Origin of the sequence: Bowmanella yangjiangensis, from assembly GCF_018531185.1 — a bacterium.
Classification (GTDB): domain Bacteria; phylum Pseudomonadota; class Gammaproteobacteria; order Enterobacterales; family Alteromonadaceae; genus Bowmanella; species Bowmanella yangjiangensis.
The window spans coordinates 1,480,355-1,493,887 of record NZ_JAHDJU010000001.1 but is presented as its reverse complement, the minus strand read 5'-3'; the positions used below and the strand labels follow the sequence as shown (position 1 = coordinate 1,493,887).

Annotated in this window: 11 protein-coding genes; 5 read left to right on the top strand and 6 right to left on the bottom strand. The window is 49.5% G+C overall.

Features of this window, described 5'->3' with window-relative positions:
• Positions 1 to 178: 178 nt before the first annotated feature.
• Entirely contained in the window at positions 179 to 790 is a 612-nt protein-coding gene (locus tag KJY73_RS06710; protein ID WP_214341783.1) for an FMN-dependent NADH-azoreductase, read from the bottom strand.
• A 190-nt stretch (positions 791 to 980) separates the two neighbouring features.
• On the opposite strand from KJY73_RS06710, the gene KJY73_RS06705 reads away from it, so the two are divergent.
• Positions 981 to 2,384, top strand: a complete 1,404-nt coding sequence (locus KJY73_RS06705; protein ID WP_214341781.1) for a DUF4397 domain-containing protein — start codon at positions 981 to 983, stop codon at positions 2,382 to 2,384.
• 36 nt (positions 2,385 to 2,420) lie between these two features.
• On the opposite strand, the gene KJY73_RS06700 is transcribed toward KJY73_RS06705, so the two are convergent.
• The 3 genes from KJY73_RS06700 to KJY73_RS06690 all read right to left on the bottom strand — a co-directional run bounded on the left by KJY73_RS06700 (position 2,421) and on the right by KJY73_RS06690 (position 6,183).
• A complete protein-coding gene (locus KJY73_RS06700) occupies positions 2,421 to 4,145 on the bottom strand; it encodes a potassium/proton antiporter (RefSeq protein ID WP_214341779.1) in 1,725 nt (574 codons plus the stop codon).
• 142 nt (positions 4,146 to 4,287) lie between these two features.
• A complete protein-coding gene (locus KJY73_RS06695; protein ID WP_214341769.1) occupies positions 4,288 to 5,526 on the bottom strand; it encodes a cystathionine gamma-synthase family protein in 1,239 nt (412 codons plus the stop codon).
• Between the two features lie 63 nt (positions 5,527 to 5,589).
• Positions 5,590 to 6,183 carry a lysophospholipid acyltransferase family protein gene (locus KJY73_RS06690; protein WP_214341766.1) on the bottom strand — a complete coding sequence of 198 codons (594 nt, stop codon included), beginning with the start codon at positions 6,181 to 6,183 and terminating at the stop codon, positions 5,590 to 5,592.
• A gap of 150 nt (positions 6,184 to 6,333) precedes the next feature.
• Between KJY73_RS06690 and KJY73_RS06685 the strand changes: the two genes are divergently transcribed.
• The 4 genes from KJY73_RS06685 (at position 6,334) to KJY73_RS06670 (ending at position 10,616) form a co-directional block, all read left to right on the top strand.
• Positions 6,334 to 7,599, top strand: coding sequence for a S1 family peptidase (locus KJY73_RS06685; RefSeq protein WP_214341764.1), 1,266 nt, complete (start codon positions 6,334 to 6,336; stop codon positions 7,597 to 7,599).
• Positions 7,590 to 8,546 carry an FHA domain-containing protein gene (locus tag KJY73_RS06680; protein WP_214341761.1) on the top strand — a complete coding sequence of 319 codons (957 nt, stop codon included), beginning with the start codon at positions 7,590 to 7,592 and terminating at the stop codon, positions 8,544 to 8,546. The genes KJY73_RS06685 and KJY73_RS06680 overlap by 10 nt, the downstream gene beginning before the upstream one ends.
• An 8-nt stretch (positions 8,547 to 8,554) precedes the next feature.
• The gene (locus tag KJY73_RS06675; RefSeq protein ID WP_214341758.1) at positions 8,555 to 9,325 is read left to right on the top strand and encodes an NRDE family protein; all 771 of its coding nucleotides are present in this window, start codon (positions 8,555 to 8,557) and stop codon (positions 9,323 to 9,325) included.
• A gap of 103 nt (positions 9,326 to 9,428) precedes the next feature.
• Positions 9,429 to 10,616, top strand: coding sequence for an amino acid aminotransferase (locus tag KJY73_RS06670; RefSeq protein WP_214341755.1), 1,188 nt, complete (start codon positions 9,429 to 9,431; stop codon positions 10,614 to 10,616).
• Positions 10,617 to 10,677: 61 nt separating this feature from the next.
• Here KJY73_RS06670 and KJY73_RS06665 read toward each other — a convergent pair whose 3' ends face one another.
• A complete protein-coding gene (locus KJY73_RS06665) occupies positions 10,678 to 12,636 on the bottom strand; it encodes a methyl-accepting chemotaxis protein (RefSeq protein WP_214341752.1) in 1,959 nt (652 codons plus the stop codon).
• Between the two features lie 199 nt (positions 12,637 to 12,835).
• Positions 12,836 to 13,510: a hypothetical protein gene (locus tag KJY73_RS06660; protein ID WP_214341749.1), complete on the bottom strand. Its 675-nt coding sequence runs from the start codon at positions 13,508 to 13,510 to the stop codon at positions 12,836 to 12,838.
• Between the last annotated feature and the right edge of the window lie 23 nt (positions 13,511 to 13,533).

The following is a 13,533-nucleotide window of genomic DNA, read 5'->3' as shown; positions in this document are numbered from 1 at the left end:
AAAATAAGCCCGGACTATCAAGGTTTAGCATAGATATGCTGATAGTGAGAAAATCGATGGGTAGCAGATACGGTAACACGCGGGCATAAAAAAGCCCCGCTCGAGGGCGGGGCATAAAGAGCACACTCAACTAGGAACACACATTTGTAAGAGCTCGGCTCTCACTCACTGCACTTATTCAGGCAACCATTTTTTCAATAAGTTCAGAAATTTTTTCATCGGCTTGTGCAAAACCTTTATTCGCCGCGTCAGGCCCCATGTTCAGGCCTTCTGCATAGACAAATTCAACGTCTGACATACCTAAAAATGCCAGTACATCTTTCAAGTATTGGGTCTGGCTGTCTTTCGGCGTGCCCTGATACAGGCCGCCTCGTGCCGCCACCACATACACTTTTTTATTTTCCAACAATCCGACCGGACCATTTTCCGTGTAGCGGAACGTCACGCCAGCGCGAGCCACCCTGTCAATCCAGGATTTGAACACCGAAGGAACACCAAAATTGTACATGGGCATACCAATCACAATAATGTCATTGGCCTTAATCTCTGCCACCAACTCATCTGAGATCGTAGCCAATTCCTTCTGTTGCTCCGAACGCTCATCAGCAGGAGTCATCCAGGCCGCCATTTCGCTGCTGCTCAGATGAGGCAGGTTTGAGCTATCCAAATCCCGCAGCGTAACATTGATATCGGCGGAGGCCGCTAACTGGTCAACGAACTTTTCAGCCAGTTGCCAGGAATGACCTTGCTTACCGTTAAGACTTGTATTGATTAATAACAGCTTTTTCATGGCTCGTTCTCCAGTCAGTTAATTTAGAACACGAGCTAATTATCGACCTCATCATTACGAAAGAAAATCGCAATAAATGCGCAAAAACATTCTAATAAAGTGAAAGAAAGGACTAATGTTAACGGGATGTGATCCCCTGCAGACTTTTGCCCGTAGTTGAATTTGCCTAAACAACAATGAGGAAAAAACCATGCAAGGGATCACAAAGCTCTTGACGATCTCAATGATGACTGCAGCACTATCGGGATGTTGGCTTGATGATGATAATTCAACCACGCCAGCACCAACACCAGAACCTGAACCACCCGCACCAGTCAGTTCATACGTGCGTATTACCCATGCGGTATCTGATGCGCCGAAGGTTAATATACTTGCGAATGACAGCATACTGGCGGAGTTGGAAAATGTCGATTATCAGGTGTCTTCCCCTTGGATTACCCTGGACGAAGGCAAATACACCATTCAAGTCGATGCACAACTGCCGATGAACACACAAACTCCGGTAATCGGGCCAGCAGAGCTGACTTTTGCAGGAGATAAGACCTACGATATTTTGGCCGTAGGCACAGTTGCTACCATCGAGCCGTTGATAATTGAAAACGACTTCAGCCAAGTAACAGCTGGCAATGCCAGAGTACAGATTGTACACGGGGCGGCAAATGCCCCTATGGTAGACATCTATGTCACGGCACCTGGCGATGACCTCAGCAGCGCGCAAGCGTTAGCAACGCTGTCGTTTAAAGAGCATACCGCACAAGTTGAAGTATCAGCCGGTGACTATCAGGTAAGAATTACCCCTGCAGGCAGCCAGGATGTGGTGTTTGACTCCGGCACATTGTCCCTGTCTGATGGCTTGGATGCTATGGTCACTGCAACGGATAATGTCGGCGCAGGTACCTCCCCCGTGACCTTATTACTGTCAACGGCAGAATCTTCAAGTTTGATTTGGGATGCTAATGCTGGCGCGCATCTTCGTGTTGTGCACGGCGTAGCCGACGGCCCTGCTGTGGATGTTTTAGTGAACAATAATTCTGCACCTGCTGCCCCAGGGCTTGACGGCGTTGCATTTCTGCAGCAATCAGGTTATCTCCCCTTAGCCGATGGTGACTATCTGATTGATGTCGCCGCGGACGCAGACAACAGTGTTGTGGTTATTGACGATGCCCCTTTGATGTTGGAGCAAGGTGCAATTTATACTGCCATTGCTCACAATAATCTGGCCAATATTGCCTTAGGTGTATTAGTTGATACCCCAAGACCTCTAGCCACCGCCGCTAAAGTGCGCATTGTGCATGCATCACCCAATGCCGGACGTGTTGATATCTATGTAACAGACAGTGAAGACATCAGCAACGCGTCTGCCGCCTTCACGGATATTCCCTTCAGTTCCCCTGATTTGGCTAACACCGGCTACGTAGAACTCGCAGAAGGACGCCACTACGTGACAGTCACACCAGCAGGCAGTAAAGAACCCGCCATCGGACCGCTGGCGTTAGATCTAATGGCTGGGCAAGCCTTTACCGCTGTTGCACTAGATGCAACCGGGGGCGGCTTACCACCACAGGTTTTGTTGTTGGATGACAGCCAACCTTAAAGCTCAAGGGATGGCCTATTCTGGCCGCCCCTTAACTTAGCTTTCTTTTATACCCACACTCTCAATATTGCCGTTGCTATCCACCTGTCGCACTGTCAGTGTCACACTTCCCACATGCAGGTAGTCTCCAACCACCACACGGCGGTGAAACTTACGGGCAAAGAAGTCCGACAGACTCAAGGCGGCTTTCTCTTGTGGCAGCTCACCTAATGGGTAGAACTGCGCAACTTCACCAAGTGACAGGCTGGCATGCAAGCTGAATGCACCAAAGAAGTCACTTTCCTGTAACTGTCTGGCTTTGTCGCTGCTGGCCAGCACGCGACTGACGCTGTCCATATCCGCAGCCCGCCCCATCACCAGCACACAATCGCCGTCAACAAATTGTTGGGTATGCTCAGCCTGAATCCATGCATGGTTGCGGATAATGCCCACAAAACAGGGCTGGTGAGTAAAACTCAGCTCCTCCCAGCGATGTTCAAACGCCAGGCTGTCCTTGTTGATGGGAAAGGCCCAGACTTCCAGCGGGTCACCACTTGGCAGGGTTTCCAGTGGCAAACGCTGCGTTGGCTCTGGCGTAGGCGGTACTTCCAACCCCAGCCATCTCGCCAATGGTGTCATTGTCCAGCCTTGTACCAACAAGGAAATCAACACCACGAAAAACGCCACATCGAAATACAAGGCCTGATCTTCGAGCCCGGATAGCCAGGGATACAAGGCCAGGATGATAGGGACGGCGCCGCGCAGCCCAACCCAACTGATAAATAGCTGTTCGCGCCACGGAAAGGCAAAAGGTAACAGGCACACCAAGGTAGCAATGGGCCTGGCGACAAAAATCAATATCAGCGCGATGGATAGCGATAACGCGGCGTTATCCATCAAATGTGAAGGCGTGACCAATAACCCCAGGATCAGGAACATCAGTATTTGCCCCAGCCAGGTCAGGCCGTCCTGCACCTGTAATATATGCACAATCTGAGGCAACCGCGCATTACCGATGAGATAGCCCATTAAATACACCGCCAGAAAGCCGCTGGCGTTCGCTTTGGCGGTTAAGGAAAACACCAGAATGGCACTGGCTGCAGCCAGCAGTGGTACAAAAGTAAAATCCAGCGGAATACGCCTGACCAATTGGATAAAGGCTTGCCCGCCCAACCAACCGGCAATCAGTCCAATCACTAACTGCCATAACACATCTGTGCCAAGGCTCAGCAGGTCCAGAGAAGCGCCGGTGGCCAGGGCCGTTGTCAGGGTCATGGTCAAAATAACGGCCATGGGATCGTTAGTACCGGATTCAATTTCCAATGTCGAGGCCACTCGCTGTTTAAGGGTCACACCGCGAGACTGAAAAATGCCAAACACGGCGGCGGCATCGGTTGAACTGAGCAATGCACCTATCAGCAGCGCTGTCGGCCAGGGCAGTTCGAACAACCACACCGTCCCGGCCGCGGTGATGGTACAGGTAAGGGCAACACCTAGGGTGGACAAACTAATGGCTGGCCACAGCGCTACCCGAAATCGTTCCTTGTGAGTACGCATACCACCATCAAACAAAATTATGGCTAGCGCCAAAGAGCCAATAAAGAAACTAAGCTGTGGGTTGTCGAACTCTACGCCCAATATGCCGTCTTCTCCTGCCAGCATACCTATACATAAGAATACCAGCAGCAGTGGCGCTCCCAGGCGATTTGACAGGACACTGGCAAGAATGCTGAAAACCAGTAACGCCCCACCCAACAGCATAATGCCGATCACTTCATTCATGGCGTTTTCCCCGGCTAACTAAAAAATAAGGTTAACACATGGTACAAATAGCATGAATTGACTCGGGCCTGGATTGTCTCCGGTTCGCCTTATCAAACAAAAAAGGCGCGTAAATACGCGCCTTCACTCAGCCTTAGACCCTTTAGATCTTATCCAGCGCCTGATCAAAATCAGCGATAATGTCGTCAATATCTTCAATACCGACACTCAGACGAATCATATTGTCACTGATGTCCGCTTTGGCACGCTGTTCAGCGCCCATTTCAAAATAAATCGTGTGAGCGACAGGAATAGCCAGTGTTCTGGTATCACCTAAGTGCGTGGCATTTAGCACCAGCTTCAGATCATTCAAAAACGCGAAACAGTCTGCACCTTCTTTGAGATCCAAGCTTAGAATCCCGCCATACTGGCTGAAAAACTCACTGGCCAAAGCATGCTGAGGATGGTCGCTTAAGCCTGGATAATAGACCTTCTCCACCTTGGCATGACTGGCCAGGTAGGTCGCCAGGGTTAAGGCGTTTTTACAAATTTTATCCATTCGCAGCGCCAGGGTTTCCATCCCGACCGAAATCAAATGTGCCGAGTCAGGGGTCAGGCAGCCGCCCATATCACGCAGCCCTTTCTTTTTGACTTGCAGCAACCCCCAAAGATGGCTTGGCTGTGACTTGTAAGAGTCATTGATATTAGGAAACGCCTGCCAATCGAACAGCCCGGTATCAATCACCGCACCACCCAAAACATGACCATGGCCGGCAATGTACTTAGTCAGTGACCCCAGTAACATGGACGCTTTTACTGACTTCGCATCAAACAAATTCGCCGGGGTCATGGTGTTATCCACCAGATACAACAAACCATGCTTTTCGCATAAATCGCCAATGGCGGCGAGATCGGCAACCTGCGTCACCGGATTGGCAATAGTCTCCAGGTACACCGCGCGGGTATTCTCCTGAATAGCGGCCGCCACATTGCCCGCCTTAGTGGTATCCACTAAGGTGACCTCAATGCCGAAACCACGCAAGGTATTGGCAAAACTGTTGGTGTTGCCAAATAAAAACTGGCTGAAAATAAGATGATCGCCCTGCTTAAACAAAGCCAGCATGGTCGTGGTAATCGCTGCCATACCCGAGGCAAAAGTCAGTGCGCCTACACCGTTTTCCAATTGCGTCAGCATATTCTGCAACGCATTGATTGAAGCAGATGATTGACGTGAGTATGCATGCCCGGGGTTGCGGCCTTGAAACACATCAACCAAATCTTCTACTTGTTTATATTCGAACAGCACAGACTTAGTGGCAGGCTGATGCACAGCCCCGTCTTCAGGGTGGTTAAGCAGTCGGTCAGCGTGTACCAGTCTGGTGGTAAAACCTTTAAAATCCAAAAATCACCTCATCATTGCCCAATGAGACCGCTGCCTAGGGTCAAGCGGTCCCTGTACGAACTGTTATGCCAATTCAGGATACTTGGCTGCGACGCCAGCGTAAAACTCTCTGATTTTAGCCATCTCTACGGCTATATCATCGCCGATTTCCATCAAAGGACCAAATCCAATTACTTTCTTTTTATAATCCAAGTATATAAGCAGCACTGGAACATTGGCAGCACGGGCGATATGCAAAAAGCCGGACTTCCAGTTTTCGACTTTCTTGCGCGTGCCTTCAGGTGCCACGCCCAACACCATATCCTGACGGGCAAATACATCTGCCACTTGCTGTACTAAGCCCTGAGGTGCACTGCGCTCAACCGGGATACCGCCTATTTTTCGCATCCACCAGCCCAAAGGGCCTTTAAACAAAGAATGTTTCCCTAAAAAGGAAACCCGCAGCCTAAGCGCAAAAGCTGTCGCCAGACCCACAACAAAATCCCAATTGGAGGTATGCGGAGCCACGCAGGCCACCATTTTGTTCAGGTTGGGGAACTCCCCTTCCATTTTCCAACCTTTCATGGCCAAGACTTTACAGCCAAGCCAAAAAGTAAAACGGCTGCCTATTCTGGGCACTTTATCGCCAATTGGCGGCATATTCAGTGAAGATTGCATAAATTCACGTGTTTAACTTCAATGTACCTAATGTTCTCCGACCTCCTACTGCTTGTCGAGCGTATTTGCACAAATTCAAACAAGAGAAAGCATGGCAAAGCCTTGTCTGCTCAGGCAGAATGACCTTATTGATGACATTTTGGTGTGACAATGAAGTTGACGTTCATAATAGGGATGCTGATATCCCTGCTTGGTTCAGTGGCAAGCATGCCACTATTGGCAGAAGAAAATGCCAAAGATGTTTTTGGCCATTACCAACCCGCACTGTTTCAAATTCGCATGATTGAAGTGGAGTCTGGTAACAAGTCCTCCATAGGTTCTGGTTTTCAGGTTAGCGCCGATGGTCTGATCGTCACCAATTACCATGTCATTTCAGATTCAGTTTTTTTTCCCGAAAAATACCGTATCGAATATTTAACCCACACAGGTGAAACAGGGCCACTGACACTCCAGCATATTGATGTGGTAAACGACCTCGCCCTGGTGCGCCGAGAATCTGATGCAGCAGCATTTTTCCCTTTAGCGGCCAACCTGCCAGCGCAGGGTGACAATATTTTCTCACTGGGTAATCCCCATGATTTGGGCATGATAGTGGTACCCGGCACTTACAATGGCCTTAAGAAGAGCAGCTTCAATCAGAAAATTCATTTTACCGGCTCAATCAACCCTGGCATGAGTGGCGGCCCCACTGTGAATGCGTCCGGCCTGGTGGTTGGTGTCAACGTCGCTACGGCCGGAAACCAGATCGGTTTTCTGGTGCCTCTGGCGCCATTGCAGGCTTTGGTTGGACGTGCACAGGATAGCTTGCCGGATAGTTTTCTGAATGAAATTCAACGCCAGTTAATCGTCAATCAAGAACGCTTGCTCTCCCCCTTTATCCAAGCACCATGGCCAATGGCGTCCCTTGGACAGGCCAAAGTCGCGGGTGAGGTCGTGGACTTTTTACCCTGCTGGGGCGACTCCAATGCCAATGATAAAAACGCCCGTTACCTGACTGTGCAAAAGCGCTGCCGCCTTGACGAGGAAATTTTTTTGAACCAACGCTTGCGCACCGGCACGCTGGAACTGGAATACGAGTGGCTGACCTCCAACAAGCTGTCTTCCACCGCGTTCTACAACTTATACGAACAAGGTATGCAAAGTGCCGGTCCGGGTAATAATGCAGGCAAGGAAAACATCACCAACTATCAGTGTCAGCAACAGCGCGTCACTAATGCCCAGAGCATGAAACTCAGATTTGTGTTCTGCACCCGCGCCTACAAAGATTTTGATCAGCTTTTTGATGTACTGATCCTTGGCGCCAGTTACGGCCAGGCCCAACAAGGCTTGATTAGCCACTTTACCCTGGCAGGCGTGACTCAGCAAATGAGCCAGGCGTTCACCCATCGTTTCGTGGAGGCTATGGCATGGCAATAATCATTGAAAAGCTCGGCGGCAACAACCGTCAGGTAAAACACTACCGTTTTGCAAAGCCTTCGGTCAGCATTGGCCGTGGTTATGATAACGATATCCGTCTGGATGACCCCTATGTGGGCGCCGAACACGCCGTAATAGAACAAGATGCAGAAGGCCGCATTTATATTCGCGACAGCCAGTCGCTAAACGGCATGCGCGTCAACGGCAAACAACAGCAACAGGCAGAACTGAGCAAAGATGATGTGGTGGTGTTGGGTAAAACCCGCCTGCGTATTTTTGATAGTGCCGAACAAGTAGAACCAGCACTCAGGCTCAGCGTTATCGAATCACGCCTGACCATATTGTCACATTGGCGTTTCACGCTGTTACTTGCCTTTGTTTACGCCTTGGCCCTCACTTACCAAACTTACCTGCACACCTTTGTCGAATTTGATGTGGGCAAGATGCTGCCCCGGCTTGTCAGCGAATTACTGATCCTATCCGTCTGGCCTTTGCTATTTGGATTACTTTCCAGGCTACAAAAGCAAGATGCCCGACTGGCCAGTCAGTATTCAATTTTACTGTTAGTGGTCTTAGTCGGTATGGGGCTGTCTTTGGTAAGTCAGTGGCTGAAATTCAACTTCGCCCAATTTGCTGCCTGGAATGGTGTTGAACTAACAGTGATGGGCGTACTCTTCTTTAGCCTGCTTTGGTTAACGTTATTAATTGCCTTCCACCAACCAACCTACAGGCGTAATCGCATCGCGCTGGGCTGTACTTTTTTGCTTATTGCCTGTCTGATGGGATGGCAGGAGATCAAACAAGCTGATTTCTCGCCCCGCCCTAACTATCAATTTGTATTGCTACCCTACAGCTATGCCATAAATGATGGGGTATCCACCGAAGCATTTGTAGAAGGACTGGCCAGCACTTATCAGAAGACCGCAGCCAGCCGCAGTAAAGATTAGGGACTGGCATGTGTATCCTGTTCGTGGCAGTGAGACAGCACCCGGAATATCCGCTGCTGATCGCTGCCAATCGGGATGAATTTCATCGTCGCCCAACATCAGCATCTGGTTTTTGGCAGGATCAGCCGGATATTTTAGCGGGACGAGATATACAAGGGGGCGGCACCTGGATGGGCATTAACCGCCGCGGACAGATTGCCGCCCTGACCAACATTCGTAGCCCTTCAACCTTTGTTGCCGACAAGCCCAGCCGCGGTCACTTGGTTAGCGACTATCTGGCAGGTTCTACAGCCACTGATTACGCCAAATGGCTGCGTCAGTATAGAAATAATTACAACGGCTATAACCTACTGTTTGGCCGCTGGCAGTCGCTGTCGGTATACAACAACCATACCGACCAGCTAACCCAGTTAGAAAATGGCGTCTATGGTCTCTCGAATGCGGATATCCATAGTCCCTGGCCAAAGACCAGCAAAGGCGTTGCGGCACTCACCAACTATTGCCACCAAGGCAGCACCGACATTGAGATGCTGTTCAACATACTGCGCGACGAAACCCCTGCAGATGACGCTTGCCTGCCGGATACCGGCGTATCCAAAGAGTGGGAAAAACGGCTGTCTTCTATTTTTATTTGTAGCGAGGAATACGGCACCCGCACCTCTACCCTGCTTATGGTAAACAGGCACAGTCAAATTAGTTGGCATGAGCGCAGTTTTCTGCCGTCAGGAGAGCTTTACAATACTGTCAACCAGCATTTTCCTTTAGACGAATATCTATAACAACAATGATATAAATCCGCACTCGAAATTTGTCGTACTGCTGTCATAATAGGACGCCTTTTGCGCACAAAACCATCTGCACACAAATTAGTTGAGGGAAACCATGTTAGAAGTGCTTGAGCAGTTACCTGCCGATCCTATCCTTGGCCTGTCCGCCGCGTTCAAACAGGAAACCAACCCTAAGAAGGTTGACCTGGGTGTTGGCGTATATAAAGACGAACAAGGCCGTACGCCAATTTTGCATGCTGTTGCGAAAGCACAGAATATCCTACTGGCGAATGAGGATTCCAAAACCTATATCAGCCCTCAGGGCGTACAAGGTTTTATTGATGGGATGCTGGAACTGCTGCTGGGCAAAGGTCATAAGACCCTGATTGAACAGCGTGTTGCTGCAGTTCAAGCCCCGGGCGGTTGTGGTTCGCTGCGAATCCTTGCTGAACTGCTTAAGCGTGCTAACGGCGATCTGACCGTGTGGGTAAGCGACCCGACTTGGGCTAACCATATTCCACTTATTGGTAGCGCCGGTCTTAAAATTGAAACCTACCCCTACTTCGACAAAGACACGGCCAGCATCAAGTTTGACCAAATGGTCGCTTGTCTGGAAAAAATCAATAAAGGCGATGTCGTGCTGCTGCATGGATGCTGTCACAACCCCACTGGTGCAGATCTGACTAAAGAGCAATGGAATAAGGTGCTGGAATTAGCCCAACAGCGCGGCTTCCTGCCCTTCCTTGATATTGCGTATTTAGGTTTCGGTGACAGCATTGAAGATGACGCTTACGGCTTGCGACTGCTGGCAGACAACCTGCCGGAAGTCATTATTGCAGCCTCATGTTCGAAGAATTTTGGTCTGTATCGTGAGCGTGTAGGCCTGGCTGCCATTATCAGCGCCAACCGTCAAAGCCGCGATGCACTACAAACCCAGATCCAGGCCATTGCCCGTGCCATATACTCTATGCCACCTTCATACGGTGGTGCATTGGTTGACATCATTCTCAACAATGACGAGTTGAAGAGCCTGTGGATGGATGAAGTGACCGAGATGCGCGAAAGGATGCAAACACTGCGTCGCTTATTGGCCGATAAGATCAAAGAAAAAAGCGGTAAAGATTTTGACTTCATTACCCGCCAGAAAGGTATGTTCTCTTATCTGTGTATCAGCCCCGAGCAAGTGAAGAAAATGCGTAGCGAGCATGCTGTGTATTTTGTTGATTCAAGCCGTGTCAATATCGCCGGCATCAGTCACCAAAACGTTGACTATATTGCTGAAGCACTGGTTGCCGTACTGTAACAATCAGTCGAAGAAAAAAAGCCGCATTACGCGGCTTTTTTTATATGGTTTCCCCTCTAAGTCAGGCAACCTTAAAACGTTCACAACTTTGCTTTAAGTGCTTGGCCAGTTCATACAAACTGTTCGAGGAAGCCACGGTGTCATTTGCTCCTTCAGAAGTATCCCGGGCAATGACATTGATATCCCCCACACTACGATTGATCTGCTCAGCCACTATGTTCTGTTCCTCGGAAGAGCTGGCGATTTGATGATTCATATCATTAATCATTCCCACCGCCGAAATAATGCTCTCCAACGCACTGTTGGTCTCCAAGGCAGCCTTGGCGGTTTGCTCCGCCTCACTTGTGGTTTTCAACATAGACTCCACTGAACGCTTGGTTTGACTTTGCAGGCTGGACAGCTTGGCCTGAATCTCTTCGGTACTGGCCTGAGTACGACTAGCCAGAGTACGGACTTCGTCTGCCACCACCGCAAAGCCTCGACCTTGCTCCCCCGCCCGCGCCGCTTCAATAGCCGCATTCAATGCCAATAAGTTGGTTTGTTCGGCAATGCTCCGAATCACGCCCAAAATACTGCCAACGTTGTCCACCTCTTGTTCCAAATTGGAGATAATGTCGCTTACACCGCGAATATTACCGACCAACTTGTCGATATTCTGACCGGTAAAATCCACCACCTGCTTTCCCAGTTGAGCCTGGTTATCTGCCTCTCGGGCAGCCTCAGCGGCATTGTGAGCGCTGCGGGTAATCTCGTGCACCGTAATGGTCATTTCTTCCATAGCGGTGGCGGTCTGCGTCAGCATATTCATCTGGTTTTCTGTATTATCAGCGGTTTGCTGGGTGACTTTCGACAGCCCCTGGGCGGCATGAGTCAACTCGTCACTGGCACCATTAATTTGCCTGATAAGCCCGGACAATTGCTCAACCATTTGCATGGTAGAAGCATAAATACCTGTGAGGGGTTTGCCATTGCCTGTGCTGGTTCCGGCAAAGGTAAAATCACCCGAAGCCACTTTACGCACAATGGCTTCAATGTCCCTTGGTTCACCGCCAATAGGTCGAATCACCATATTACTGACAAACCAAGTCACTAAAATAGACACAATTACAGAAGTAATCGCCAGGATGATGACTTCCCATTCGACCTTCTTGTTGTAAGCAATTGCTTGGTCACCGGTTTTCTGCTCATCTGTCTGTATTACCTGCGCAATGTTTTGCAGCTCCTTTAACACCGCGGGGCCAATCCGGTTTAGCTCGGTTTCGATCAGTCCATTGCGCTCTCGGATAATGCCAGCCGTGGCACTAAAGGCTGCCTGGTATTGTTCAACGACCTGTTGGCTTTGCGCGGCAAGCTTAGTAACGTCACCACTGGTATTCACTTGCAGTTGCCCCAATCGTTGCAGCAAACCCGTTAAGGCCGTCTGCGCGGACGCGGCGTCCGCATCAGCATTGGTCATCAGGTACTTATTGGCAGACAAGCGTGCTTGCATCAGTTGCTCTAAACTAAGGGCCACTTGAACATTGCGTTCAGGATCCTGACGGATTTCATTTCTTCCCAGCAACTCATGCAACAAGGTTAACCCTTGCGGTCCAGCCTCATCCATTATGCCGACTTGCTGATTGCGTTGACGAAACAGCCCCTCAACTTGCTTAAAAACATTTTGATATTGGCTGATAGACTGCACTATTCGCTGAACGGCCTGCTTAAATTCAGGTTGGGTCAATCCATTTCGGGTAGCTTCCGCATCAGCATTCAGCCGTTGTATTGTCTTGCCAATGGCGTCGAGGTTGGTTTGGTTAGGTTGTTTCAGAAAGTTGATAACTGAAATTCTCATCTCCATCAAAGAAATGGTCATTTGCTGCACTACGGCTCGGTCCTGATTAAGCTCTCTATAGGTTTCCAGATTGTCATTGCCCCGTGATAACGCCACGTAAGATAGTGCAACAACAACAAAGATAATGGCCACTAAGATTAAAAATCCGCTTGCCAATTGTTGGCGTAACGACAGTTTTGCAAACACAAGCACCTCCGAATTGAACAAGCCATCCGGTTGGCCAGGCATTTCCAAAATAGGTAACCTTGAAGTATGAGATTCGTGGCTTAATCAGACCCACACCCTAGTAGCGGCATGAATCGGACTTACCGGTAAAAAGCCATCACACCTCAAGCAAAGTGTAGAAAACTTTATAAATTAAGCGAATAGACCTTGGTCTGTGTTTTCAGGGCACAAATGCATCAAGGCGATGATTCATATCCCCCATCACCTTGGCTTTAAATCCAGACTCATGACGCTGTTCGATTTGTCGCTTGTAATCAGCGATGTCCAATATTTCCAGATTCGCGGTCAGTGTTCGGAACAATCTGGGCAAGCGCTCTCCCGGACATTGAATATGATGAAGCCCACCACTATAAACAAACAGCAGTTTGCCCTGATCCAACCGTTCCAGTATGTCCGCCACCCCACCTCTCACGCTCATGGGTTTGCCGTCCTTATCCAGTCCGTTGCGTCTTTTCATCCGCCCCTCTGGCAAAATAGCGGTGATCACATCACCATTTACCAATGACAAGAAATGCTCCCAACTCTCATCCGCTTTACGGGTAATGGGAATAACGCCCGGCAGCAGCACCTTAAGCACACGACCAGCAAGGGGACGCTCTAAGGTCACGTCAGCACCAGGCACAATGACCTTGTGTGCAATATTCCAGACAAATGACCAGGGCGCAAAGCGAATAAACAGCGGCTCAAACAAACTGGTATGGTTCAAAAAAACCACCAGCCTTACCTCTCCCAGCGCGGCTTCCTGTTCTTCACTCAGCCAGTTCGGCCTGCCGCGATAGAAGCAGTGAGATAAAAACTTTACCCCACCCATTAACAGAAAACTGAACAGCTTCAACGATTCACTCTCCTCATCATTAG

What these genes read in the sequence shown, in the direction of transcription:
- KJY73_RS06710 (WP_214341783.1), bottom strand. Translation starts at nt 790, where the DNA reads ATGAAAAAGCTGTTATTAATCAATACAAGTCTTAACGGTAAGCAAGGT.
- KJY73_RS06705 (WP_214341781.1), top strand. Translation starts at nt 981, where the DNA reads ATGCAAGGGATCACAAAGCTCTTGACGATCTCAATGATGACTGCAGCA.
- KJY73_RS06700 (WP_214341779.1), bottom strand. Translation starts at nt 4,145, where the DNA reads ATGAATGAAGTGATCGGCATTATGCTGTTGGGTGGGGCGTTACTGGTT.
- KJY73_RS06690 (WP_214341766.1), bottom strand. Translation starts at nt 6,183, where the DNA reads ATGCAATCTTCACTGAATATGCCGCCAATTGGCGATAAAGTGCCCAGA.
- KJY73_RS06685 (WP_214341764.1), top strand. Translation starts at nt 6,334, where the DNA reads ATGAAGTTGACGTTCATAATAGGGATGCTGATATCCCTGCTTGGTTCA.
- KJY73_RS06680 (WP_214341761.1), top strand. Translation starts at nt 7,590, where the DNA reads ATGGCAATAATCATTGAAAAGCTCGGCGGCAACAACCGTCAGGTAAAA.
- KJY73_RS06675 (WP_214341758.1), top strand. Translation starts at nt 8,555, where the DNA reads ATGTGTATCCTGTTCGTGGCAGTGAGACAGCACCCGGAATATCCGCTG.
- KJY73_RS06670 (WP_214341755.1), top strand. Translation starts at nt 9,429, where the DNA reads ATGTTAGAAGTGCTTGAGCAGTTACCTGCCGATCCTATCCTTGGCCTG.